The sequence below is a fragment of the Kitasatospora sp. NPDC088548 genome (genome assembly GCF_044753005.1).
Taxonomy (GTDB): domain Bacteria; phylum Actinomycetota; class Actinomycetes; order Streptomycetales; family Streptomycetaceae; genus Kitasatospora.
In genome coordinates, this window is sequence record NZ_JBIVMI010000007.1 from 95,111 (window position 1) to 117,449 (window position 22,339).

Genomic DNA, 22,339 nt, shown 5'->3' on the forward strand with positions numbered 1-22,339 from the left:
CCACCATGACCAGTCCCAACCCCGCGGCCAAGAGCACCCTGGCCCAGCGGTTCAACGGCGAGCGGATCGTGCTCGCCCTCGCGGCGCCGGTGCTCGCCGTCGTCCTCTCCGTGGCGATCTGCTCGGTGCTGCTGGCGACCTCGGGCAAGAACCCGTTCGACGCCTGGAACGTGATGATCACGTACGGCACCAAGTCGGACGGCCAGGTGGCGATCCTCAACCGGTCCACCACCTACTACCTGGCCGCCGCGGCCGCCGCCTTCGGCTTCCGGATGAACCTCTTCAACATCGGCGTCGAGGGCCAGTACAAGGTCGCGGCGCTGTTCGCGGCCTTCGTCGGCAGCCGGCTCGACCTGCCGTCGTTCATCCAGATCCCGCTGCTGCTGATCACCGCGATGCTGGTCGGCGGTCTCTACGCCAGCATCGCCGGCCTGCTGAAGGTCTACCGCGGCGTCAGCGAGGTCATCTCGACCATCATGCTGAACGCCATCGCGATCGCGATCGTCGGTCTGCTGCTCGTCCCCGGAATCTTCGCGCCGGAGAAGGGCACCACCAGCAACTCGATCCAGACCGACCCGCTCTCGCAGTCCAGCCACTTCTTCGCGTTCGACACGGCCGGCGGCCCGCTCTGGGGCTTCATCTTCATCGCCGCCCTGGTCGGCGTGGTCTTCCAGTTCACCCTGACCCGCACCCGCTTCGGCTTCGACCTGCGCGCCACCGGCCGCTCCGAGTCCGCCGCCACCGCGTCCGGGGTGAACGTCAAGCGCATGGTCGTCACCTCGATGGCGGTCTCCGGTGCGATCGCCGGTCTGATCGGGATGCCCGAGCTGCTGCAGAACTCGTACTACTTCGGCCAGAGCTTCCAGCCCGGCCTGGGCTTCCTCGGCATCTCGGTCGCCCTGCTCGGCCGGAACAGCCCGCTCGGCATGGCCTTCGCGGCGCTGCTGTTCGCCTTCCTCGACTCCACCGGCTCGCAGCTGCCGCTGCCGAAGAACGGCAGCTTCCCGTTCGAGATCGTCGATGTCATGAAGGGCACCATCGTCATCTGCGTCGTCGTCGCGTACGAGCTGGTGCGCCGCTACGGACTCAAGCGCCAGCAGCAGAAGGTCGGCGCCGAGCTCGCCGCCCTGGCCGCGGCCAACGTGAAGAAGGAGGTGTCGGCATGAGTACGGCCACCGCCGCCCGTGCGAAGGCGCCGGGCGCTCCCGCAAAGAAGCGCAAGCTGTCCTGGCCGGTGGTGCTGCTGCTGATCGCAGGCGCCCTGGTGCTCTTCTCCGCCGTGGGCCTGGCCACCGGCAACCACTCGCTGACCTCCTCCGGGCAGGTCACCGCCGCGCTGAGCGCGGCCGTGCCGATCGGCATGGCCGGTCTGGGCGGTCTCTGGTCCGAGCGGGCCGGCGTCGTCAACATCGGCCTGGAAGGCATGATGGTCGCCGGCACCTTCTGCGGTGCCTGGGGCGGCTACCTGGTCAACCCGTGGTTCGGCCTGGTGGCCGGCGCGCTCGGCGGCGCGCTCGGCGGTCTGCTGCACGCGGTCGTCACGGTGACCTTCGGCGTCGACCACATCGTCTCCGGTGTCGGTATCAACCTGCTGATCCCCGGCATCTGCGCGTACGTCAACCGGATCTACTACAAGGACTACATCTCCGTCGGCGCCGGTGCGAACCAGTCCCCGCCGGCCGATCCGCTGCCGTACATCACCATCCCCGGCCTCTCCTCCTGGCTGAAGGACATCGAGAGCAACCACTGGTTCCTGGTCTCGGACGCCGCGGGCGTGCTCGGCGGTCTGGTCACCAACATCTCGGTGGTCGTGCTGCTGGCCGGCGCGCTGATCGTGGTCAGCTACTTCGCGCTCTGGCGCACCGTGTTCGGCCTGCGCCTGCGCTCCTGCGGCGAGAACCCGACCGCGGCCGAGTCGCTGGGCGTCAACGTCTACAAGTACAAGTACCTCGCGGTCATCGCCTCCGGCGCCTTCGCCGGCCTCGGCGGTGCGTACCTCTCGCTGGTCGCGGCGCACTTCTACAAGGACGGCCAGACCCTCGGCCGGGGCTTCATCGGCCTCGCGGCGATGATCTTCGGCAACTGGATGCCGGGCGGCCTCGCCATCGGCGCCGGCCTGTTCGGCTTCACCGACAGCCTCCAGCTGCGTGACCCGGAGTCGGTGCACGTGCTGATCCTGACGGTCTCCATCGCGATGGCCCTGCTGGCCCTCTGGCACCTGTACCGCCGCAAGTTCCCGGCCGCGCTGATCACCTTCGTGGTCGCCGGCGGCCTGGCCGCCTGGTACGCCACCACCGACGAGGTGCAGCGCCCGCTGATCGTGGCCACGCCGTACGTGATCACCCTGGTGGTGCTCTCGCTGGCCTCGCAGCGGCTGCGGCCGCCGAAGGCCGACGGCCAGATCTACCGCAAGGGCCAGGGCAAGTGACGGCGCCCGCGGTCGACTGGGAGCTGCTGCGCGAGGCCGCGCGTGAGGCGATGACGCACGCGTACGCCCCGTACAGCCGCTTCCCGGTCGGCGCGGCCGCCCTGGTGGACGACGGGCGGCTGGTCACCGGCTGCAACGTCGAGAACGCCTCGTACGGGCTCGCGCTCTGCGCCGAGTGCGGACTGGTCTCCACCCTGCACGCCACCGGCGGCGGCCGGCTGACCGCGTTCACCTGTGTGGACGGCGCCGGGCGGCTGCTGATGCCGTGCGGGCGCTGCCGCCAGCTGCTGTACGAGCACGGCGGGCCGGAGCTGCTGATCGACCTGCCGTCCGGCGTGAAGCCGATGAGTGAGGTCCTGCCCGACGCGTTCGGGCCGGAGCGGCTCTAGCCCCGCTATTTGTTACGCGCGTAGAGTGTCGCGAGTGGGCCGTGACCGGGCCGGCTCGCGACACTCTTCGCTTTTCCGACACCCCTCTTGGCTTTCGAAACCCCTCTTGGAGCAGCCATGGACGCCATCTCCGTCATCAGGACCAAGCGCGATCGCGGAGAGCTGAGCGACGCTCAGATCGACTGGGTCATCGACGCCTACACCCGCGGCGAGGTCGCCGACGAGCAGATGTCCGCCCTGGCCATGGCGATCCTGCTGAACGGCATGAACCCGCACGAGATCAGCCGCTGGACCGACGCGATGATCCGCTCCGGGGTGCGGATGGACTTCTCCTCGCTGCCGCTGCCCACCAGCGACAAGCACTCCACCGGTGGCGTCGGCGACAAGATCACCCTGCCGCTCGCCCCGCTGGTCGCCGCCTGCGGCGCCGCCGTCCCGCAGCTCTCCGGCCGCGGCCTGGGCCACACCGGCGGCACCCTCGACAAGCTGGAGTCCATCCCCGGCTGGCGCGCCCTGCTCTCCAACGAGGAGATGCTCGACGTGCTGGGCTCGACCGGCGCGGTGATCTGCGCGGCCGGCGACGGCCTGGCCCCCGCCGACAAGAAGCTGTACGCGCTGCGCGACGTGACCGGCACGGTCGAGGCGATCCCGCTGATCGCCTCCTCGATCATGTCGAAGAAGATCGCCGAGGGCACCGGCGCCCTGGTGCTGGACGTCAAGGTCGGCTCCGGCGCCTTCATGAAGAACCTGGCGGACGCCCGGGAGCTGGCCCGCACCATGGTCGGCCTTGGCACCGCGGCCGGGGTCAACACCGTCGCCCTGCTCACCGACATGTCCACCCCGCTCGGCCTCACCGCGGGCAACGCGCTGGAGGTCCGCGAGTCGCTGGAGGTGCTGGCCGGCGGCGGCCCGGCGGACGTCGTCGAGCTGACCCTCGCCCTGGCCCGCGAGATGCTGGCCGCGGCCGGCGTGCACGGCAAGGACCCGGCCGACGCGCTGCGCGACGGCTCCGCGATGGACCACTGGCGCCGCATGATCACCGCCCAGGGCGGCGACGTCGACGCCCCGCTGCCGGTCGCCCGCGAGCAGCACGTCATCCCGGCCCCCGCCTCCGGTGTGCTCACCGCGCTGGACGCCTACGCGGTGGGCGTCTGCGCCTGGCGCCTCGGCGCCGGCCGGGCCCGCAAGGAGGACCCGGTCCAGGCGGGCGCCGGTGTGGAGCTGCACGCCAAGCCCGGCGACACCGTGGTGGCCGGCCGGCCGCTGCTGACCCTGCACACCGACACCCCCGAGCGCTACGACTACGCGATCGAGGCGCTGGCCGGCGGCATCGAGGTCGCCCCGGCGGGGACGGCCTTCACCCCGAACCCGATCGTGCTGGACCGCATCGCCTGACCCGGCCCGCTGCCGCGCCGCGCCCGTACCCCCGTGGTACGGGCGCGGCGCGCGTTCCGGGCGGCCCGGACTCAGCCGGCCGCGGCGAGGACGATCCCCAGGAACTCCTCGGGGGCCTCGCGGACGAGGTCGTGGCCGACCGGCAGGGTGTGCACCGCCCAGGCGGGGTCCTTGCGCAGACGTTCGTACGTCGGCAGGAACGGGGTGTCCTCGAAGCGCTCGGCGTGGATGTACGTCCGGCGGGCCACGCCCTCCCCGGCACCGGTCAGCCGCACCGGCTGGAGCAGTGTCGCCAGCGGGTGCGCGGTGGCCCGCGGGTCCAGTCCGGGGTGCAGGCCGACCATGGTGTACCCGTCGCCGCCGGCCGCGGTGCCGCGCAGGTACCGTTCCTTCCAGACGTCGTCGACGATGCCGTACGCCGACTCGCCGTCGCGCGGTACGAAGGCGTCCGCGTACACCAGCGCGGCGATCCGTTCCGGCGCCCGGTCGGCGACCGCCGAGGCGACCATGCCGCCGTAGCTGTGCGCGACCAGGACCGCGTCGGTGATCCGCTCCGCCTCCAGCAGCCCGAGCACCTCCCCGCTGTGGGTGTCCAGATTGACGCCCCCGCCGTTCAGCGGGCCGCGCTCGGCGACCCCGCTCAGCGTGACCGGGTACACCTCGTGCCCGGCCGCCCGCAGCCCCTCGGTCAGCGGCCGGTACCACCAACCGCCGTGCAGCGCGCCGGGGATGAGAACGAAGGTGGCCATGGCGGGTTCCTCTGGTCGTTCGGGCGGGACGAGAGGAAACTACGGCGGATACCTGACACCTTGCGTCAGGTATCCGCCGGGGTGTGCCCGCCGCGAGCGACTGTCACGGCCGGTTGAAGATGTCGTGGGTGCCGACCCGGCGCTCGATCTCCTCCAGGTCCAGCCCGGCCTCGTCCGCCAGGGACCGGAGGAACTCCTCGCCGTCCTGGAAGACCTCGCCGCGTTCGCCCCGGGCGACGGCCCCGTCGGCCTCCTGCTCCCCGGCCTGCCGGCCGGGGCTCCAGAACCACGCCTGGTCGTCCGGGACGACCGAGGCCGGGGTCAGAACGATCCGGCCGCCCTCCACCGTGACGACCAACTGGTCACTCTTTTGGAGATCGAGTTGCTCCCTTGTCTCCTGCGGGATGGTGACGACCCCCCTCTTCCGGACGGGAGTGGACACCAGGTGGGGGCGACGGCGGCGCTTGAGACCGGCCATACCGAATGTCTACCGGGCGGAAAGTCTTCCCGGCAGCCCGTCGGGCGCGCGGCGGGCGGTGTGCGCCTGGCGGGTGGCGTAGAGGGTGACGGCGGCGGCGAGGGCCATCGCGGTGAGACCGACGGTGGCGGCGCCGGGCCAGCCGGTGGAGTGGTAGGCGTCGGCGCCGATCGTGCCGCCGACGCTGTTGCCCAGGTAGTAGGCGATCAGGTAGAGCGCGGAGGCCTGGGCGCGGCCCTCGGTGGCGGTGCGGCCGACGGCGGAGGAGGCGGTCGCATGGCCCGCGAAGAAGCCGGCGGTGATCAGGACCAGGCCGAGCAGGGCGCAGAGAAGCGAGCCGGCCAGCGAGAGCAGCAGCCCGGCGGCGGTCACGCCGATCGACACGTACAGCGCACCGCGCCGGCCGAGCCGGCCGGAGAGCCGGCCGGCGGCGGCCGAGGTGCCGGTGCCGACCAGGTAGACCACGAAGATCGACGCGGCCACCGACTCCGGCAGCTGGAACGGCGCGGAGATCAGCCGGTAGCCGACGGTGTTGTAGACCGCGCCGAAGACGGCCATGAACAGCAGCCCGAGCGCGTACAGCCGCACCAGCAGCGGGTTGCGCAGGTGCCGTCCGACGGTGCGGGCCAGCGCGCGGGCGTCCACCGGGGCCGGGGTGAAGTGCCGGGCGGCGGGGATCAGCAGCCGGAAGGCCAGCGCGGCCAGCAGCGCGAGGGCGGCGGAGGCGGCCAGGCCCCAGCGCCAGCCGAAGCCGGCGGCCGTCCAGCCGGAGAGCAGCCGGCCGCCCATGCCGCCGATGCTGTTGCCGGCCACGTACAGACCCATCGCGGAGGCCAGCGCGCTGGGGTGGACCTCCTCCGCGAGGTACGCCATCGCGGTGGCCGGCAGCCCGGCGAGCGCGGCGCCCTGGAGGACCCGCAGCACGACCAGGGTGGTGAGGTCCGGCGCGAACGGCAGGGCCAGCGCCAGTGCGGAGGCGGCGAGGGTGGAGGCCGTCATCACGGCGGTGCGCCCGTACCGGTCGGACAGCGCGCTGGCCGGCAGCAGGGCGAGGGCGAGGCCGAGGGTGGCGGCGGAGGCCGTCCAGCTCGCCTGGCCGGGCGTGATGTCGAGGTCGGCCGAGAGGACCGGCAGCAGGCCCTGGGTGGAGTAGAGCAGGACGAAGGTCGCGACCCCGGCGGCGAACAGGGCGAGGTTGGCGCGGCGGAAGGCGCGCTGGCCGGGGCGGTGGCGGTCGTCGGCCGCGGTGGCGGGGGACGGCGTGGTGAGGGCATCCGGCGTGGCCACGGATGCCCCGGTATCGGAGGGCTGCATACCGTCGAACCTAGGCCTGTGCCGTTGATGCGTCCAATGCATGAACCGCCGATAATCAATGCGTTCAGGTATGAGCCGAGGTGGCGGCGGTCGGAGTGGAGGAAGAGTGACGGACAGCACGGACCGTACGGAGGGCGGCGAGCCGCCGCACCGGCTCGCCGAGCTGGGGCCGGAGCTGCCGGCCGTCCAACTGGCGCCCCGGCTGGCCCAGTTCGCGGCGGTGGCCCGGTTGGAGCACGTCACGCAGGCGGCCGCGCTGCTGGGGATGCCGCAGCCGACGCTGTCGCGGGCGGTGGCCCGGCTGGAGGAGGAGCTGGGCGTCGACCTGCTGGCCCGTCAGGGCCGCACCGTCCGGCTGACCAGGGCCGGGCGGTTGCTGCTGGCCTCGGTGGAGCGGGCGCTGGCGGAGGTCGAGCGCGGCGCCGAGGCGGCCCGCGCCGAGGCGGACCCGGCGGCCGGGCGGGTGGCGTTCGGCTTTCTGCACACCATGGGGACGGACGCGGTGCCGGCGCTGCTGCGCGGGTTCCGGGCGGCCCACCCGCAGGTGCGGTTCCAGCTGGTGCAGGACTACGTCGGCGCGATGCTGGAGCGGCTGCGGGCCGGGGAGCTGGACCTCTGTCTGGTCGCGCCGCTGCCGGACGACCCGGCGCTGGTCACCCGCCCGCTGGACGAGCAGCGGCTGCACCTGGTCGTCCCGGCCGACCACCGGCTGGCCGGGCGGCGCCGGATCCGGCTGGCCGAGGTGGCCGAGGAGCCGTTCGTCGGGCTGGAGCGCGGGTACGGGCTGCGCGCGATCACGGACGGGTTCTGCGCGGAGGCCGGGTTCGTGCCGCGGATCGCGTTCGAGGGGGAGGAGGCGGAGACGCTCCGCGGGCTGGTCGCGGCCGGGCTCGGGGTGGCGCTGCTGCCGCCCGCGCTGGTGCCCCGGCCCGGGGTGGTGGAGCTGGAGGTGACGGCGCCGCGCACCCGGCGGGCGATCGGTCTGGCCTGGGCGGCGGGCCGGCCGCTCACCCCGCCGGTGGCGGCGTTCCGGGACTTCGTGCTGTCGCGGCGGGGGAGGCTGTTGCAGCACGACTGAACCGGGGGTGTCCACGACGTGCCGGGGCTCGCCCCTTCGGTGGAATTCCCGGTGCGCATTGGCCGATTCGGACGTGTGGGCGGTAGTCGGTCTACGCGCGTAGGGGCTACACTCCCGCAATGGAGAAGCAGATCCCTGTCACCACCGCGGGCACTGGCCCCCGGATCCCCACCCCCGACCAGATCGCCCGCGCCCCGAAGGTGCTCCTGCACGACCACCTCGACGGCGGGCTGCGCCCGGAGACCATCGTCGAGCTGGCCGCCGCCTGCGGCTACGACGGGCTCCCGACCACCGACCCGGCCGAACTCGGCGTCTGGTTCCGCGAGGCCGCCGACTCCGGTTCGCTGGTCCGCTACCTGGAGACCTTCGCGCACACCTGCGCCGTGATGCAGACCCGCGAGGCGCTGATCAAGGTGGCCGCCGACTGCGCCGAGGACCTCGCCGCGGACGGCGTCGTCTACGCTGAGGTCCGCTACGCCCCCGAGCAGCACCTGGAGGCCGGCCTGACCCTGGACGAGGTCGTCCAGGCCGTCAACGAGGGCTTCCGGCTCGGCGAGGCCAGCGCCCGCGCGGCCGGCCACCGCATCCGGGTCGGCACCCTGCTGACCGCGATGCGCCACGCCGCCCGCTCCACCGAGATCGCCGAGCTGGCCAACCGCTACCGCGACCAGGGCGTGGTCGGCTTCGACATCGCCGGTGCCGAGGCCGGCCACCCGCCGACCCGCCACCAGGCCGCCTTCGACTACCTCAAGGGCGAGAACAACCACTTCACCATCCACGCGGGCGAGGCCTTCGGCCTGCCGTCGATCTGGGAGGCCCTGCAGTGCTGCGGCGCCGACCGGCTCGGCCACGGCGTGCGGATCGTCGACGACATCACCGTGCACGAGGACGGCCGCGTCGAGCTCGGCCGGCTGGCCGCGTACGTGCGCGACAAGCGGATCCCGCTGGAGATGTGCCCGACCTCCAACCTCCAGACGGCGGCGGCGGCTTCGTACGCCGAGCACCCGATCGGGCTGCTCAGCCGGCTGAAGTTCCGGGTCACCGTCAACACCGACAACCGGCTGATGAGCGGCACCAGCATGAGCCGTGAGTTCGGGCACCTGGTGGAGGCGTTCGGCTACACGCTGGGCGACCTGGAGTGGTTCACGGTGAACGCGATGAAGTCGGCGTTCCTGCCGTTCGACGAGCGGCTGGCGATGATCAGCGACGTGATCAAGCCGGGCTACGCCGAGCTCAAGGCGGAGTGGCTGTTCAGCGTCGGCGCCTGAGCGCCGCCGACGGGTGGCCGGATGAACGCCGCACTGCGGCAAGGGTGTTGGCGTTCATCTGACTATCCACTCCGGCGGGTTAACTCCCTTTGGTCCTGGTCCGGTCCAGTCACTACGGTGTGCCAGTCACTGCTGACAGGTTGTGGCGGCGGTGAGCCGCTGTGCCCGGACGTCGGCCACCGACGAGGACCCAAGGACGAACTCATGAAGCAGGCTCTCAAGGCCGCCGGCACCGCCGTGCTCGGTATCGCCATCGCTGCGGTCGGCGCCGGCAGCGCGTCCGCCGACTCCGTCGCCGCCGGTGGCCTCGGGCTCCCCACCGGGGCGGTGACCAACCCCGCGGTGACCGGCGCCGTCGTCGACACCGCCGCCAAGCTGCCGGGCGCCGACAAGGTCGCCGGCACCCTCGGGACCCTCGCCCCGACCGCCGGCCAGGCCCTGCCGGCCGCCGCCCCGCTCTCCGGCGTCACCGACCGCGCCGCCGTGCCCAGCATCCCGGGCCTCGACAAGACCCCGCTCGGCGGGCTGGCCCAGACCCTCCCGCTGCCGGGCCTGACCGGCTGACCCAGCGCCGGCACCACGACGGGCCGTCCGCCCCGGAGACCCCGGGTGCGGGCGGCCCGTCGGCTGCTCGCGGCGTGCCCCTGCGGTGCGGGGCTCGTGACTCACGGCTCCTGGGGGAGGAGCACCCAGAGCGCCAGGTAGATCAGGAACTGCGGCCCGGGCAGCAGGCAGGAGGCCAGGAAGATCAGTCGGACGGTCCACGGCGTCAGGCCGAAGCGCTCGGCGATCCCGGCGCAGACGCCGGCGATGACGCGGTTGTGGCGGGGGCGGGCGAGGCGGCTCATGGCGTGCTCCGTGGTGTCGCGCCCGGTGCCGGCCTCTCCGGTGGGCGTATCTCCATGCTCCGTCGCGCCGGTCGCCGAAGCCTCACCCCGCAAGCCGATCCGGGCGCGGGGCGTCTCGTCGAGGAGGCGTAGCGGCGTCTCGGGGTTCCCCTCGGGGTCGCCCCGGAGGGCGGGCGTGACCGGACCGCGGCCGGCCCGCCCCGGGCGGTTCGGGAGCGGGCCGGCCTCGGTCGGGAACGGTCGGGAGCGGGAAGTCCGCCGGGACGACGTCCCGCTCCCGGGATCAGGGCCTGCCCTTGGAGACGAAGACGGTGACGGTGGCGTCCGGGGGGAGGAGGGCGCCGGCGGCGGGCTGGGTGTTGATGACGCTGCCGGCGGGGACCTTCCAGTCGGTGAAGAGGTGGGTCTCGGCCCGGAGTCCGGCCGCGGCGAGGGCCTGCTCGGCGGAGGCCTGGGAGAGACCCACGACGTCGGGGACGGTGATCCGGGCCGCGTCGGGCGAAGGGGTGGGTCCGGGCGAGGGCTCTCCGTAGCCGGGGGAGGAGACGGGCGAGGGGGTGCCGGAGCCGAGGGAGGGGGACGGGGTGCCCGAACCGACCGGTGGCGAGACGGGGGCGGCCGGGGTGAGCGGCGTCCGGGGCCCGGACGGCGGGCTCTGGAGAAGGAACGCGCCGGTGGCGACGACGGCGACGGCCGCCGCCGAGGCCGCGGTGGCGAGGAGGCCGCGTCGGCGGCGGGTGCGGCGGAGGATGGCGGGGGCGTCGAAGGCGGGGGCGGGCGCGGAGTCGGCGTAGCTGTTCATGGCCTGGCGGAGGGCCCTTCCGAGATGGGGGTCGAGGGTGGGGTCGTGGTCGGTCGTCATCACGCACCTTCGTGGGCGGGGAGGGCGGCGGTGCGGAGTCTGGCCAGCCCGCGGGCGAGTTGGGAGCGGACGGTGCCGGGCGAGATGTTCAGGACGTCGGCGATCTGACGGTCGTCCAGGTCGTGCAGATAGGAGAGGACGACGACGCTGCGCATGCCGATCGGGAGGGCGTGCAGGGCCCGGACGAGTTCGTCGCGCAGTTCGACCGTGCGGTAGGCGTCGCCCGGGGCGGGGAGGTCCTCGGGGACCGCCTCGGTGCGGACGCCCGCCCGGCTCAGCCTGCGCCAGCGGTCGTTGGCGAGGTTGACGACGATCCGACGGACGTACGCCTCCGGGGAGTCGGCGACCGCGACGCGCTTCCAGTGCCGGCAGGCCTTCTCCAGGGCCTCCTGGAGCAGGTCCTCGGCGAGCTCGCGGTTGCCGGTCAGGAGGTAGGCCGTCCGGAACAGGGCGCCGGAGCGCTGCTGCACGAACGCGGCGAAGTCGATCGGCGGGGTGCCGCGAGCGCCGGAGCGCCGGCCGAGCCTCACCTTCGGCCGCCCGCCGGGTTGCTGCTGCTCATGTGCTGGTCCGTCTCCTCGGTGTGGGTGTCTGCCTTCCTGACGGCGGCCGGGGCCGGTTCGCTGCACGGGCCATGCGGAAGTGGCGGGGGTCACACCGAGGGAGTCGCGTGCTGCGCGGTCGGGGCCGGCACGACGGGCGGCAGGGCGGTGCCGGCCTGCCTCGCCAGGCGGCAGTCGGACCCAGGCGCCCGCCCGGCCGGTTGCCGATCATCAGACCACCATTCCACTAGATAACTAGTGGAATGGTGGTTATCATCAATCCTGCCTGCCAGGAGGCGGCTTGATGGGCAGTCACAGCCGGGGGTGGGATTCGGCTGGACAACTAGTGAAATGGTGGATGCCATCGTTGAATACCTCATCGACCGGCGCAGCGGGCTCTCGCCGTACCTGCAGATCATCGAGCAGACCAAGCGGGCGCTGAGGCTCGGCGTGCTGCGCCCGGGCGACCAACTGCCCACCGCCCGAGAGGTGGTGGCGGCCACGGCGATCAACCCCAACACGGTGCTCAAGGCCTACCGGGAGCTCGAACGCGAGGGTCTGGTCGACAGCCGTCGGGGCGTGGGGACGTTCGTCCGGCGGACGCTTGCGAAACCGCAGGCCGCCGAGGACTCCGCCCTCCACGCCGAGCTGGCCGGATGGATTGCACGTGCCCGTGCGGCCGGTCTGGAACGCGAAGACGTCACCGCGCTGGTCGACACCGCCCTGGACCGGGCCTACCCCACCACTGTCGAGGCCTCCGAGGAGCCCGGGTGAACCACCCCGAACCTGTCCCGCACCACCGACCGGCCGGGCAGTCGCCCGCGCTGGAGACCGTCGGGCTCGGGCTCAAGTACCGCAGATCCTGGGCCCTGCGCGGCTGCGAGTTCCGGCTCCCGGTCGGCCGGATCTCCGCCCTGGTCGGCCCGAACGGCGCGGGCAAGAGCACGCTGATGGCGGTCGCCGTAGGTCTGCTGGCGCCGACGGAGGGCTCCGTCGCGGTCTTCGGCGGCGGCCCGCACGAGCCCGGGACCATCCGGCGCACCGCGTACCTCCGGCAGGACAAGCCCCTCTACCCGAGGCTGACCGTCGCCGAGACGCTGCGGGCGGGCCGGGAGCTCAACCCGGGCTGGAGCCAGGAGACCGCGGAGCGGATCGTGCGCCACGGGGGCCTCCCACCGGACGCCAGGGTGGGCACCCTCACCGCCGGCCAGCGGACCAGGGTCGCCCTCGCGCTCGTCCTGGGCAAGCGGCCGGACCTGCTGATGCTCGACGAACCGCTCGCCGACGTCGACCCCGTGGCCCGCCAGGAGCTCACCGGCATCCTGATGGCCGAGGCGGCCGAGCACGGCACCACCATCCTGATCTCCTCCCACGTCCTCGCCGAACTGAACGGGGTGTGCGATCACGTCACCGTGCTGCAGGACGGGCGGATCAGGGTCACCGGCGACGTCGAGGACCTGCTGGACAGCCACCGTCTCGCCGTCGGCGTCGACGAGGGCGACGGTCTGCCGGCCGACCTGGCCCGGCACGACATCGTGGAACTGCGCCGGACCGGGCGGCAGGCGACCGCGCTGCTGAAGCCCGCCGGCCCCGTGGACCCCCGGTGGGACGTCAGCCGGCCGGGCCTGGAGGACATCCTGATCGGCTATCTGCGTACCCCGGCGCCCGGCGCCCCGGCCGCATCCGTGCCCGGGCCCGTCGCCGGCCCGGCCGCAGTACGCGAGGTGAGTGCGCGATGAGTACGACCGACCTGGCATCCCCGCCGCCGTCCCTGTCCCCGCCGCCGCCGGCCGCCGGGCGGAGGATCCTGCGCGGCACCGTCTGGCTGAGCGTCCGCCAGGAGCGCACCCCGCTCCTCGTGTGCGGCGTCGTGCTGCTGGCGGTCTGCGCCTGGCTGCTCTTCCTCGGTACGCGGATCGGCGACTACGTCGACACCCAGCACATCCAGAACTGCAACGTCGTCCACTTCCCGGCCGAGTGCGAGCAGGTCACCTCCCGGGCCATCGAACTCGACACCCGGTGGCTGACCTGGGTGCTGATCACCGGCTGGTTCCTGGTGGCCCTGCCGCCCGCGCTCGGTCTCTTCGTCGCGGCGCCCCTGCTGGCACGGGAGTTCGAGAGCGGGACGTACGGCCTCGCCTGGACCCAGTCCGTGTCACGGCAGCGGTGGCTGGCGGCTCGCCTGGGTGTCCCGCTGGTCGCGACCCTGGTGGGATCGTGCCTGCTCGCCGTGGTCTCCACCTGGTGGGTCGGCCAGATCCAGGGGCGCTTCGCCGTGCCCGGCTACTACCACTGGTTCACCTGGCTGAGCCGGGCGACCTCGGGCCCCTCCGTGGTCGGGTTCAGCCTGCTCGGAGTCGCGCTGGGAGCCGCGGTCGGCCTGGTCGTGCGGCGGGTGGTCGCCTCGATCGTCGTCACGGCCGCCCTCACCGCCGTCGTGCGGGTGGCGGTGGACGCGTCCCGCTACCTCCTGACGCCGGCGCGCGAGGCGGTGGCCGACATCCGGATGGCCGCGCTGCCGGCCGATCATCAGCTCGTCTTCTCCAGCAGTCATCTGCCGACCAGTACGCCGATCGAATCGGACATCGTGGAGAACGGCCTGCTCACCTCGGACGGTCAGCGGATCCCGCTGCCCGGCGACTGGCTCTCGCGGATGCCGGACGGCACCGGGGTGTGCCCGACCGACGAGTGCTCGGCGCATCAGGACACCATCGTCCAGGCCTACGCCACCTACCACCCGCCGGCCGCCGAATGGGCGATGCACTGGACCCAGAGCGGTGTCTGTCTCGCCGTCACCGCCCTGCTGGTCCTCTTCTGCGCGTTCTGGATCCGCCGCGTGCGCTGAACGGTGCCGGGGCCCACGCGCCCCGGTGGCCCGTCCGTTCCGCCGGCCGGCGGAACGGACGGGCCGGGCGGCCGCGTCAGCCGGCCTGGTGCGGCTGCGACTTTTGCGGCCGGCGTGGATCGGCTGCGGGACTAATGCTCTGCAGGTCGTGCAGGTGTTCGGATATGATGCCGCGATCGCTGGGGTTGGGGGGCGAAAGAACGGTACGGGCAAGGCCCGCAGCGGCCCTCATGCCCGTGTACCGCCTTCTGCCGGGCCAGGCCCGCATCCTTCCGTGAGGTTCCAATGCGCACTCAGCACCGCAGAGTCCTCGTCCTCGCCGCCGCGGCCGCCCTGGTCTCCGGTACGGTCCTGGCTTCGGCCCCGGGGGCGTCCGCACTCCCGCTCTCCGTCCAGTCCGGCCAGTCCACTCAGGACACCCAGGACACCCAGGGCCGGAACGGGCCGGTGACGATCGGGCTGGCCGGCGTCCCCGGCAGTGTCACCGCCGGGGCGGCGCCGGTCGAGTTCACCGCCACCCTCACGAACTCCGCCGACCACGAGGTCACCGCCGACACCGGGTTCACCATCGCGGACGGCAACTCGGGGATCAAGGAGACCCAGCTCAGGCTGGAGTACCAGGTGCCCGGCAGCACGCAGTGGAAGAGCGCCCCGTCCCGCGCCGGTGCCGGTGCCGGAGCCTCGTGGGAGCTCGACACGTCCGCCGGCCGGCTGCACCTGCCGGCGGGCGCCTCGCTCACCTACCGGCTGCGCCTCGCCGTCACCGCCGACGCCAACGGCGGCCGGGCGTCGGCCCTCTTCCAGGCCGTGGTCCTGGATCCCACCCTGCCCCCGGAGCAGCGGGTGTTCTACGCCGCCAGCCCCTTCGGCAGCGACTTCACCATCGTTCCGGCCGGCGGTCCGACCACCCCGCCCGCACCCGCGCTGCCGGACCTCGGCGTCGACGGGCTGCCCGCCGCCTTCACCGCCGGTGGCGACGCGAAGCCGTTCAGGCTGACGATCGCCAACCACAGCGGCAGGGACATCCGGTTCTACCCCGAGGTCACCTTCCAGGGGCGGAACACGCTCACCAGCGAGCTGGTCCACCTCGACTTCCAGACGCCCGAGGGCGTCTGGCTGCCCGCCACCGGCTACGCGCAGCAGGAGCCGGGCCAATTGCAGCTGATGCTCCGGGCGGACAGCAAGGAGAGCACCATCATCAACCTGCACGACGGTGAGGCCCGCACGGTCAACGTCCGGCTGTCCTTCACCGCGGCCGCCCCGGTCGGTACCGGATCGGTGCTGTTCACGGGTTCCAGCCTCCCGCTCACCCCGGGCGGGAAGGAGATCCGGGCGGCCGGCCCGGCGGCCGGCTTCGCCGTCGTCGCTCCGGGCGGGGCCGGTACGCCGTCGGGCCCGCCGTCGCCGGAGGCTCCGTCCACCCGGGCCACCGGCCCGGCCGCGAGCGGTCCGGCGGACTCGGCGTCGCCGTCCACCGCCCGGGTCGTCCCGGTCTCGCAGGCCACCGGCCAGGCGCCCGGTCAGACGTCCGGCCAGGCGTCCGGCCAGGAACCGGTCCGGCCGGCGGCCCCGGGGCCGGCTCCGGTGCCGGCCCCGACCAGCACGCTGGCGTCCACCGGCGGCGGTTCCGACACCGGGCCGATGGCGATCGGTGGCGCCGCCGCGATCGTCCTGGGCCTGGGCACCATTGCCGTCACCCTGCACCGGCGCCGGGGCGCGCGGCCGTCCGGACGCTGACGGTCCCGGCATCGTCGGCCGGAGGTACTGTCGGCGGTGCCGGGGCGGCCCGGCCGGGGTCGCGGCGGTCGCCCGTGCACCGAGGCGACGACGGGCGGCGGGCCCGGACGGGGTGGAGCGGATGACCGGGTACGAGGTCCTGCGGGTGTTCTGCGGACCGGGCGGCGAGCACGGGAACCAACTCGGGGTGGTCCGGGACGGCGGTGCGGTGCCGGACGTGGCCGCCCGGCAGGCGTTCGCCCGTGAACTGGGCTTCAGCGAGACGGTGTTCGTCGACGACCCGGAGCGTGGCGTCATCGACATCTACACGCCCACGCTCCGCCTCCCGTTCGCCGGCCACCCCTGCGTGGGCGCCGCCTGGCTGCTCGGCGTGGACCGGCTGGTCACCCCCGCCGGGGTGGTGGCCGTCCGGCGGGACGGCGGGTTCACCCGGATCGGGGCCCGCGCCGCGTGGGCGCCGCCGCGCACGCTGCGGCAGTACGCCTCGGCGGCCGAGGTGGACGCCCTGGAGGTGCCGCCGCCCGGCGAGTGGATCTACGCCTGGGCCTGGCAGGACGAACCGGCGGGCCGGGTGCGGGCGCGGGCCTTCCCGGGCCGGGGCGACGGCATCGACGAGGACGAGGCGACGGGCGCCGCCGCCCTCCTCCTCACCGCGGGTCTCGACCGGGACCTGGTGATCACCCAGGGCCGGGGCTCGCAGCTGGTCACGGCGGTCCGGCCCGGCGGCCTGGTCGAGGTCGGCGGCCGGGTCCGGCGGCGGGAATTGTCAGACAAGCCTTAAGGGCCCTCGGCGAAGACGCCTCGGCCGCGCCGCCTCAGTCGAGGCGGCGCGCCGACTCCGCGTACACCGGTGCCACGGCCGGCGCCACGACTGCCGTGGGAACCGGGGTGGGAACCGGGACCGGCAGGTTGACCGCCCGGGCCGCGCGGGGCCGGTGCCGGGCCCGCAGCAGAAGCGAGCGCGCGGCGGGCACCAGGGCCAGGTGGGTGGCGGCGACGCCGACGATCGCGAACAGGATGTGGTCGACGTCGAGGACGTGCCCCGGGGTCCAGGAGGAGAGGAACTCCAGCGCGGTGGCCAGCAGCGCGGAGGCGCCGGTGGTGCGGAGGAAGGACGGGACCCAGCGGGCCCGGACGCGGCCGCCGGCCAGCGGGAGGAGGACGCCCAGCGGGGCCAGCAGGAGCAGTTCGCCGAGCACCTGCCCGGCGGAGGAGAAGCGGAGCGAGGCCAGCGGCGTCAGGTTGGCGTCGTAGACCCAGGCCACCGGCAGGGGTCTCAGCAACAGCCAGCCGACCAGGGTCAGGTGGAGGGTGAGGCCGAGGAGGCCCGCCAGCTGGAGGGGACGGTGGACGGCCGCCGCCGGCCCGGTCTCGGTCCGCACGCCGGAACGCTCGTCGCGTGTCCTGGTGCCATCTCGCTGCACGCGGGGAAGGACGTGACCCGGTGGCACGGCGGTTCCCGGGTCCACCGTGATCCTCTCGGCGCTCCCCCGGGCCGGGGCCGGGGACGCGCCGGGCGGATCACCGGCAGGGTGCGGACGTGGGCGCCGACGGGGTGGGCAGCGCGCTGAACACGTTGTCGGACGGCGGCAGCACCGGTGAGGCCGTCGCGGACGTCGGCGACGGGCTCACGCCCGGCTTCGCCGCGGTGCGCGGCGGTACCACCGTCGGGCCGGCCGGCGAGGGCGTGGCCAGGGCGGTCGGTATGTGCGGCGTGGTCGGGCAGGCGGTACGGCTGGCGGGGGCGCCCGCGTCCACCGGGACGGCGGTCGGGCGGATGCCGCAGCCGACGGCGAGGGCGGCCAGGAAGAGCACGCCCACGGCGCGGCGGAGGGCCGGCCGGGAGACCGGGGTGGTCAGGGCGGTCAGGGCGGTCACGTGGCACTCTCCTCGGCGGCGGCCGGTGGCGTGGGCGGCTGGGTCAGCGGCAGCGTCAGGGTGAAGACCGCCCCGGCCTCCCCGTTGGCCGCCGTGATCGTCCCCCCGTGGATCTGCGCGTTGGCCATCGCGATCGACAGGCCCAGCCCGCTGCCCTCCGAACGCGCCCGCCCCTTGTCCGCCTTGTAGAAGCGGTCGAAGACGTGCGGCAGCACGTCCTCCGGGATCCCGGGGCCGCTGTCGGACACCTCGACGACCACCGCGCCGTCCGCCTCCCGCACCTTGACCCGCACCGGCGAGCCGCCGTGCTTGAGCGCGTTGCCGATCAGGTTGGCGAAGACGACGTCCAGCCGGCGCGGGTCCACCACGGCCAGGACGCCGCGCGGGGCGTCCAGTTCGACCGCGTCGTACCAGGCCCGGCCGTCGATGCAGGACATGATCAGGTCGGCGATGTCGACCTCGTCGGCGACCAGCTTCGCCGTACCGGCGTCGAAGCGGGTCACCTCCATCAGGTTCTCCACCAGGTCGGAGAGCCGGCGGGTCTCGCTGACCACCAGCCGGACGGCCGGTTCGATCATCGGGTCCAGCGACTCGGCCTCGTCCTCCAGGATGTCCGTCACGGCCGTCATCGCCGTCAGCGGGGTGCGCAGCTCGTGCGACATGTCGGCGACGAACCGCCGGCTCTGCGCCTCGCGCGCGCTCAGCTCCTCGACCTGCTCGTGCAGGGACGCGGCGGTGCGGTTGAAGGTCCGGGCCAGATCGGCCAGTTCGTCCGAGCCCTCGACCTCCAGCCGGGTGTCCAGGTGGCCCTCACCGAGCCGCCGGGCCGCCTCGCCGAGCCGCTTGACCGGCCGCAGCACGGTCGCGGACGCCGCCTGGGCGAGCAGGGCCGAGCCGATCAGGGCGAGCAGGGTGGCGATGGCGAGCGACCAGCCGAGGGTGTTGAGATCGGCCCGTTCGTTCTCCAGCGACTTGAACATGTACGCGGTCGGGCCGGTCGGCACCACCTTGGTGCCGCCGATCAGGAACGGCCGGCCGTCCAGGTTCTGGCGCTGCCAGTAGAGGTGGTAGGCGTACGGGTTGCTGTCGGTGACCTGGCGCAGGCGGCCGACGGTGTCCTGCAGGTTGCCCGGGACCTCGGCGAGCGTGTAGCGCCCGGGGGAGGAGGAGGCGACGCAGCCGGGGCGGGCCGGGTCGGCGACGACCACGTCGTAGCTGAGGCCGGAGCTGGCGACGGTGTTGGCGAGCTGGGTCAGGTCCGCGCAGGTGGCGTTCAGCGGCAGGTCGGAGACGTTGCGGCTGAGCGAGACCCGGAAGTCGTTGAGCGCGGTGTCCTGGGCGCGCTTGAGCACCGCGTCACGGTTCAGCCAGTACGCGATGCCGGAGGCCGAGACGGCGGTGAGCAGCGCGACCGCGGCGAACACCGCGATCAGCCGCACCCGCAGGGAGCGCAGCCGTCGCCACGGGCCCGAGGAGAACCGTCGGGTCGTCGTCTGATGGTCAGTCACGTGAGCCTGTCGTCGTACGGGTGTCAGGAGCGGCGGGGGTCAGGAGCGCGGGGGTCAGGCCGGCGGGTCCAGGCGGTAGCCGACCCCGCGCACCGTGCGGATCAGCGTCGGTGCCGAGGGGACGTCCTCGACCTTGGCCCGCAGCCGCTGCACGCACGCGTCCACCAGGCGGGAGTCGCCGAGGTAGTCGTGCTCCCAGACCAGCCGCAGCAACTGCTGGCGGGAGAGCGCCTGCCCGGGGCGGCGGCTGAGCTCCAGCAGCAGCCGCAGCTCGGTCGGGGTGAGCTGGAGGTCCTCGCCGTCCTTGGTGACGGTCATCGCCGCGCGGTCGATCACCACGGTGCCGTACGCGGAGGAGTCCGAGCTCTCGCGCTCGCCGCGCCGCAGCACGGCCCGGATCCGGGCGTCCAGGACGCGTGGCTGCACCGGCTTGACGACGTAGTCGTCCGCGCCGGACTCCAGGCCGACCACCACGTCGATGTCGTCGGAGCGGGCGGTGAGCAGGATGATCGGCAGCTGGTCGGTCCGCCGGATGCGGCGGCAGACCTCGAAACCGTCGATTCCGGGCAGCATCACGTCCAGCACGATCAGGTCCGGCCGCTGCTCCTTGAAGAGCCGCAGACCGTCCTCGCCGGAGGCGGCGGTGGCCACGCGGTGGCCCTGGCGGGTGAGGGCGAGTTCGAGGCCGGTGCGGATGGCGTCGTCGTCCTCGATCAGAAGGAGGAAAGGCACGGCCTCATTCTGGCTCACCCGGGGCGCCGAATCACCCCCCGGCGTCGGGCACCGGTCCGGCGGAACCGGCGGGCGCCCCGTCGGCGTCCGGTACGGCGGGAGGGCGTGCGCGGGCGAACGCCCCACCCCTGTGACACCCCTGTGACAGTCGGCGGACAGCGCCATCACAACCGGCGGGCAGGATTTTCCATGTCGCCGCAGGACAGCGGGCCAACCGGCCGGTTGAACGGCGGCAACAGGAACCGCTCGTACCGACCCAGGGGGCGCACGATGAACGCCATGCTTCAGACCCGGACCAACCCGGCTGTCCGCACCGCGCGTTCGTCAGCGACCACCCCGCGGACCCGGTACGAGGCCAGGACCGACGAGACCTCGGGTGCCGTGACCGTACGGGGATGCGCGCACAGCACCGGTGGGAACGCTGTCGTCCGCCGGGTGAGCGGCGGCGGCAGGCCGGGGGAGCTGTACGGGATCGGCCGGACGGGGAGTGCGGCCGACTCCGCCGGGACCCTCACGCTGCGGGGGATCCTCCCCGTCCGCGTCGAGGGCAAGGACGCCCCCAGGGGCGACGGGGGAAGCGGTCTGCGGAAGGTCGGCCCGGGGGAGTCGGCCGGCCGCGAGGCCGCCGGTGCGACGCTGCTGCGGTTGTCCCCCGCGGCCGGTCGCACCGCCGAGGCCGGGCAGGGAGGCGCGCAGGGGGAGCACCCGGCCGTCGCGGAGGACCACATCACGGAGTTCACCGCGTACGTGCGCGAGCGCCGCGCCTCCCTGTACGCCACGGCGTACCACCTCACCGGTGACCGCTACGAGGCCGAGGACCTGCTGCAGAGCGCGCTCTTCAGCACCTACCGGGCCTGGGGCCGGATCACCGACAAGGCCGCGGTCGGGGGCTACCTCCGCCGCACCATGACCAACCTGCACATCTCCGCCTGGCGGCGCCGCAAGGTCAACGAGTACCCGACCGAGGAGCTGCCGGAGACGGTCGGCGACACCGACGCGATGGGCGGCACCGAACTGCGGGCCGTGCTCTGGCAGGCGCTGGCGAAGCTGCCGGAGAACCAGCGGACCATGCTGGTGCTGCGGTACTACGAGGGCAAGACCGACCCGGAGATCGCCGATGTGCTCAACATCAGCGTCGGCACGGTCAAGAGCAGCATCTGGCGCGCGCTGCGCCGGCTGCGCGACGACGAGCACCTGAACAAGTCGGGCGACACCGTCCGGGCGTTCGGCGAGCTGGTCGCGTAGCGGCCGCGGCCGCGCGGACGAGGGCCTCCGCGCCCGCGGAGGAGAGAACTCCCGTCGGGGGACGGGTAAGGACGGCCACGGGCCGGTGGCGCCGGCTCGGGGGAGCGGCGCCACGGGGGGAGCCCGGCGGTTGTCCGAGGGAAGGCGGCGGGCCCGGTGCGGGGGAGACGCACCGGGCCCGCCGTTCCGTTGTGTCCGGGGCCGTTGTCGCGCGGGCGGGCCGGGCCCTACCGGGAGGGGCTGAGCTCCCGGGGCCCGGCCGCGGTGCGGATCCGGCGGGCGGCCTCCGGGCCGGCGCAGGGGTGGGCGCCCAGCCCGACCTGGCGGCCGACGATGGAGCGCTCGGCGCGCAGCAGGCGCCAGCCGCGGCGCAGCAGCACGGGCAGCGACTTGCGGCCCTCGCGGACGTCCCGGCGCAGTCGGCGCCAGGCGGTGGTGAACGCGCCGTTGCGCAGGCAGAGGGCGTCGCCGAGCAGGTCCTCGGCGGCGCAGTCGGAGGTGATCTCGGCGGCGAAGATGCCCTCGGCGATGAACGCGGGGGCGCCGGCCAGGTCCAGGACCCGGGTGGAGACCCGGCCGTTGTCCGGGATCGAGTACACCGGGACGTCGGCCCGGCCGGTCCGGTGCAGGCTGCGGATGGCGGCGACGGCCTGCTCACGGTGCCAGGCGAGCGGGGAGTCCCAGTCGACCGCGCCGTCGGGCAGCAGCGGGAGGGTGGGGTCGTCCCCGTCCTTGTAGAAGTCGTCGAGCTGAAGCACCGGCAGACCGCTGCGCCCGGCGAGCGAGGACTTCCCCGATCCGGAGGGCCCGGAGAGCAGGACCACCCGGGCGGCGGCTATCGGCACAGGGTTCAGCGGGGAGTCACTCACGGGACACCAGTCTGACGCATCCCGGCCCGATGCCGAAACCGGGCGGACGGCACCTGCTTCCGGTGCTTTCGGCTTCCGGCGCCGTCGGCGCGGTGCGGGTGCGACCAGGGCGGGCGGTGCGACCAGGGCGGGCGGTGAGAGCCGACGGGGGTGAAAGTCGACGGACCCGCGCCA

General features: G+C 73.7%; 24 protein-coding genes. 13 read left to right on the top strand and 11 right to left on the bottom strand.

The features are described from left to right. Positions 1 to 5: 5 nt before the first annotated feature. The 4 genes from ACIP82_RS11905 (at position 6) to ACIP82_RS11920 (ending at position 4,212) form a co-directional block, all read left to right on the top strand. Entirely contained in the window at positions 6 to 1,166 is a 1,161-nt protein-coding gene (locus ACIP82_RS11905) for an ABC transporter permease (RefSeq protein WP_400653154.1), read from the top strand. Further along, on the top strand, positions 1,163 to 2,428 hold the full coding sequence (locus tag ACIP82_RS11910) for an ABC transporter permease (protein ID WP_363605618.1): 1,266 nt from the start codon (positions 1,163 to 1,165) through the stop codon (positions 2,426 to 2,428). The genes ACIP82_RS11905 and ACIP82_RS11910 overlap by 4 nt, the downstream gene beginning before the upstream one ends. After that, complete coding sequence (locus ACIP82_RS11915; protein WP_363605619.1) at positions 2,425 to 2,817, top strand: cytidine deaminase; 393 nt, start codon at positions 2,425 to 2,427, stop codon at positions 2,815 to 2,817. Before ACIP82_RS11910 ends, ACIP82_RS11915 begins: the two co-directional genes overlap by 4 nt. A gap of 117 nt (positions 2,818 to 2,934) precedes the next feature. Beyond that, positions 2,935 to 4,212 carry a thymidine phosphorylase gene (locus ACIP82_RS11920; protein WP_363605620.1) on the top strand — a complete coding sequence of 426 codons (1,278 nt, stop codon included), beginning with the start codon at positions 2,935 to 2,937 and terminating at the stop codon, positions 4,210 to 4,212. 71 nt (positions 4,213 to 4,283) lie between these two features. Here the strand turns inward: ACIP82_RS11920 and ACIP82_RS11925 are convergent, their stop codons facing one another. From ACIP82_RS11925 to ACIP82_RS11935, 3 genes are all read right to left on the bottom strand, one after another. After that, positions 4,284 to 4,961, bottom strand: a complete 678-nt coding sequence (locus ACIP82_RS11925) for an alpha/beta fold hydrolase (protein ID WP_400653157.1) — start codon at positions 4,959 to 4,961, stop codon at positions 4,284 to 4,286. 103 nt (positions 4,962 to 5,064) lie between these two features. After that, the gene (locus ACIP82_RS11930) at positions 5,065 to 5,439 is read right to left on the bottom strand and encodes an AbrB/MazE/SpoVT family DNA-binding domain-containing protein (RefSeq protein WP_363605622.1); all 375 of its coding nucleotides are present in this window, start codon (positions 5,437 to 5,439) and stop codon (positions 5,065 to 5,067) included. Between the two features lie 9 nt (positions 5,440 to 5,448). Further along, positions 5,449 to 6,753, bottom strand: a complete 1,305-nt coding sequence (locus ACIP82_RS11935) for an MFS transporter (protein ID WP_400653159.1) — start codon at positions 6,751 to 6,753, stop codon at positions 5,449 to 5,451. A 58-nt stretch (positions 6,754 to 6,811) separates the two neighbouring features. Here ACIP82_RS11935 and ACIP82_RS11940 point away from each other — a divergent pair, with 58 nt between their 5' ends. From ACIP82_RS11940 to ACIP82_RS11950, 3 genes are all read left to right on the top strand, one after another. Continuing rightward, entirely contained in the window at positions 6,812 to 7,831 is a 1,020-nt protein-coding gene (locus ACIP82_RS11940; RefSeq protein ID WP_400653161.1) for a LysR family transcriptional regulator, read from the top strand. A gap of 119 nt (positions 7,832 to 7,950) precedes the next feature. Next, a complete protein-coding gene (locus tag ACIP82_RS11945) occupies positions 7,951 to 9,099 on the top strand; it encodes an adenosine deaminase (RefSeq protein WP_363605624.1) in 1,149 nt (382 codons plus the stop codon). Positions 9,100 to 9,303: 204 nt separating this feature from the next. After that, entirely contained in the window at positions 9,304 to 9,663 is a 360-nt protein-coding gene (locus tag ACIP82_RS11950) for an ATP-binding protein (protein ID WP_363605625.1), read from the top strand. A gap of 101 nt (positions 9,664 to 9,764) precedes the next feature. Here the strand turns inward: ACIP82_RS11950 and ACIP82_RS11955 are convergent, their stop codons facing one another. The 3 genes from ACIP82_RS11955 to ACIP82_RS11965 all read right to left on the bottom strand — a co-directional run bounded on the left by ACIP82_RS11955 (position 9,765) and on the right by ACIP82_RS11965 (position 11,297). After that, on the bottom strand, positions 9,765 to 9,947 hold the full coding sequence (locus ACIP82_RS11955) for a PspC domain-containing protein (RefSeq protein ID WP_363605627.1): 183 nt from the start codon (positions 9,945 to 9,947) through the stop codon (positions 9,765 to 9,767). A gap of 283 nt (positions 9,948 to 10,230) precedes the next feature. Continuing rightward, the gene (locus ACIP82_RS11960) at positions 10,231 to 10,809 is read right to left on the bottom strand and encodes a PASTA domain-containing protein (RefSeq protein ID WP_400653164.1); all 579 of its coding nucleotides are present in this window, start codon (positions 10,807 to 10,809) and stop codon (positions 10,231 to 10,233) included. Then, positions 10,809 to 11,297 (bottom strand): SigE family RNA polymerase sigma factor, encoded by a 489-nt coding sequence (locus ACIP82_RS11965; RefSeq protein WP_400653314.1) that lies wholly within the window; start codon positions 11,295 to 11,297, stop codon positions 10,809 to 10,811. Before ACIP82_RS11965 ends, ACIP82_RS11960 begins: the two co-directional genes overlap by 1 nt. 405 nt (positions 11,298 to 11,702) lie before the next feature. Between ACIP82_RS11965 and ACIP82_RS11970 the strand changes: the two genes are divergently transcribed. The 5 genes from ACIP82_RS11970 to ACIP82_RS11990 all read left to right on the top strand — a co-directional run bounded on the left by ACIP82_RS11970 (position 11,703) and on the right by ACIP82_RS11990 (position 16,714). Continuing rightward, positions 11,703 to 12,125 carry a GntR family transcriptional regulator gene (locus ACIP82_RS11970; RefSeq protein ID WP_363605631.1) on the top strand — a complete coding sequence of 141 codons (423 nt, stop codon included), beginning with the start codon at positions 11,703 to 11,705 and terminating at the stop codon, positions 12,123 to 12,125. Further along, positions 12,122 to 13,090, top strand: a complete 969-nt coding sequence (locus ACIP82_RS11975; protein WP_400653166.1) for an ABC transporter ATP-binding protein — start codon at positions 12,122 to 12,124, stop codon at positions 13,088 to 13,090. Before ACIP82_RS11970 ends, ACIP82_RS11975 begins: the two co-directional genes overlap by 4 nt. Then, the gene (locus ACIP82_RS11980; RefSeq protein WP_400653167.1) at positions 13,087 to 14,196 is read left to right on the top strand and encodes a hypothetical protein; all 1,110 of its coding nucleotides are present in this window, start codon (positions 13,087 to 13,089) and stop codon (positions 14,194 to 14,196) included. The genes ACIP82_RS11975 and ACIP82_RS11980 overlap by 4 nt, the downstream gene beginning before the upstream one ends. A 285-nt stretch (positions 14,197 to 14,481) precedes the next feature. Beyond that, positions 14,482 to 15,933, top strand: a complete 1,452-nt coding sequence (locus ACIP82_RS11985; RefSeq protein ID WP_400653169.1) for a hypothetical protein — start codon at positions 14,482 to 14,484, stop codon at positions 15,931 to 15,933. A gap of 121 nt (positions 15,934 to 16,054) precedes the next feature. Continuing rightward, on the top strand, positions 16,055 to 16,714 hold the full coding sequence (locus ACIP82_RS11990; protein ID WP_400653170.1) for a PhzF family phenazine biosynthesis protein: 660 nt from the start codon (positions 16,055 to 16,057) through the stop codon (positions 16,712 to 16,714). Between the two features lie 34 nt (positions 16,715 to 16,748). On the opposite strand, the gene ACIP82_RS11995 is transcribed toward ACIP82_RS11990, so the two are convergent. The 4 genes from ACIP82_RS11995 to ACIP82_RS12010 form a co-directional block, all read right to left on the bottom strand. Further along, positions 16,749 to 17,315, bottom strand: a complete 567-nt coding sequence (locus ACIP82_RS11995; RefSeq protein ID WP_400653171.1) for a VanZ family protein — start codon at positions 17,313 to 17,315, stop codon at positions 16,749 to 16,751. A gap of 139 nt (positions 17,316 to 17,454) precedes the next feature. Continuing rightward, positions 17,455 to 17,811 carry a hypothetical protein gene (locus ACIP82_RS12000; protein WP_400653173.1) on the bottom strand — a complete coding sequence of 119 codons (357 nt, stop codon included), beginning with the start codon at positions 17,809 to 17,811 and terminating at the stop codon, positions 17,455 to 17,457. Next, the gene (locus ACIP82_RS12005) at positions 17,808 to 19,319 is read right to left on the bottom strand and encodes an ATP-binding protein (protein ID WP_400653175.1); all 1,512 of its coding nucleotides are present in this window, start codon (positions 19,317 to 19,319) and stop codon (positions 17,808 to 17,810) included. The genes ACIP82_RS12000 and ACIP82_RS12005 overlap by 4 nt, the downstream gene beginning before the upstream one ends. Positions 19,320 to 19,373: 54 nt before the next feature. Next, a complete protein-coding gene (locus ACIP82_RS12010; protein ID WP_363605641.1) occupies positions 19,374 to 20,051 on the bottom strand; it encodes a response regulator transcription factor in 678 nt (225 codons plus the stop codon). A 270-nt stretch (positions 20,052 to 20,321) separates the two neighbouring features. On the opposite strand from ACIP82_RS12010, the gene ACIP82_RS12015 reads away from it, so the two are divergent. Next, positions 20,322 to 21,296, top strand: a complete 975-nt coding sequence (locus tag ACIP82_RS12015; RefSeq protein ID WP_400653177.1) for a SigE family RNA polymerase sigma factor — start codon at positions 20,322 to 20,324, stop codon at positions 21,294 to 21,296. A gap of 227 nt (positions 21,297 to 21,523) precedes the next feature. On the opposite strand, the gene ACIP82_RS12020 is transcribed toward ACIP82_RS12015, so the two are convergent. Then, positions 21,524 to 22,165 (bottom strand): ATP-binding protein, encoded by a 642-nt coding sequence (locus tag ACIP82_RS12020; protein ID WP_363605644.1) that lies wholly within the window; start codon positions 22,163 to 22,165, stop codon positions 21,524 to 21,526. Positions 22,166 to 22,339: the final 174 nt, after the last annotated feature.

Bases quoted from the DNA above. Each gene is read 5' to 3' on its own strand.
- ACIP82_RS11970 (WP_363605631.1), top strand. From the start codon at position 11,703: ATGGTGGATGCCATCGTTGAATACCTCATCGACCGGCGCAGCGGGCTC.
- ACIP82_RS11920 (WP_363605620.1), top strand. From the start codon at position 2,935: ATGGACGCCATCTCCGTCATCAGGACCAAGCGCGATCGCGGAGAGCTG.
- ACIP82_RS11955 (WP_363605627.1), bottom strand. From the start codon at position 9,947: ATGAGCCGCCTCGCCCGCCCCCGCCACAACCGCGTCATCGCCGGCGTC.
- ACIP82_RS11930 (WP_363605622.1), bottom strand. From the start codon at position 5,439: ATGGCCGGTCTCAAGCGCCGCCGTCGCCCCCACCTGGTGTCCACTCCC.
- ACIP82_RS11905 (WP_400653154.1), top strand. From the start codon at position 6: ATGACCAGTCCCAACCCCGCGGCCAAGAGCACCCTGGCCCAGCGGTTC.
- ACIP82_RS11940 (WP_400653161.1), top strand. From the start codon at position 6,812: ATGCGTTCAGGTATGAGCCGAGGTGGCGGCGGTCGGAGTGGAGGAAGA.
- ACIP82_RS11950 (WP_363605625.1), top strand. From the start codon at position 9,304: ATGAAGCAGGCTCTCAAGGCCGCCGGCACCGCCGTGCTCGGTATCGCC.
- ACIP82_RS11985 (WP_400653169.1), top strand. From the start codon at position 14,482: ATGCGCACTCAGCACCGCAGAGTCCTCGTCCTCGCCGCCGCGGCCGCC.
- ACIP82_RS11910 (WP_363605618.1), top strand. From the start codon at position 1,163: ATGAGTACGGCCACCGCCGCCCGTGCGAAGGCGCCGGGCGCTCCCGCA.
- ACIP82_RS11935 (WP_400653159.1), bottom strand. From the start codon at position 6,753: ATGCAGCCCTCCGATACCGGGGCATCCGTGGCCACGCCGGATGCCCTC.
- ACIP82_RS11980 (WP_400653167.1), top strand. From the start codon at position 13,087: ATGAGTACGACCGACCTGGCATCCCCGCCGCCGTCCCTGTCCCCGCCG.
- ACIP82_RS12015 (WP_400653177.1), top strand. From the start codon at position 20,322: ATGAACGCCATGCTTCAGACCCGGACCAACCCGGCTGTCCGCACCGCG.
- ACIP82_RS11990 (WP_400653170.1), top strand. From the start codon at position 16,055: ATGACCGGGTACGAGGTCCTGCGGGTGTTCTGCGGACCGGGCGGCGAG.
- ACIP82_RS11960 (WP_400653164.1), bottom strand. From the start codon at position 10,809: ATGACGACCGACCACGACCCCACCCTCGACCCCCATCTCGGAAGGGCC.
- ACIP82_RS11925 (WP_400653157.1), bottom strand. From the start codon at position 4,961: ATGGCCACCTTCGTTCTCATCCCCGGCGCGCTGCACGGCGGTTGGTGG.
- ACIP82_RS11945 (WP_363605624.1), top strand. From the start codon at position 7,951: ATGGAGAAGCAGATCCCTGTCACCACCGCGGGCACTGGCCCCCGGATC.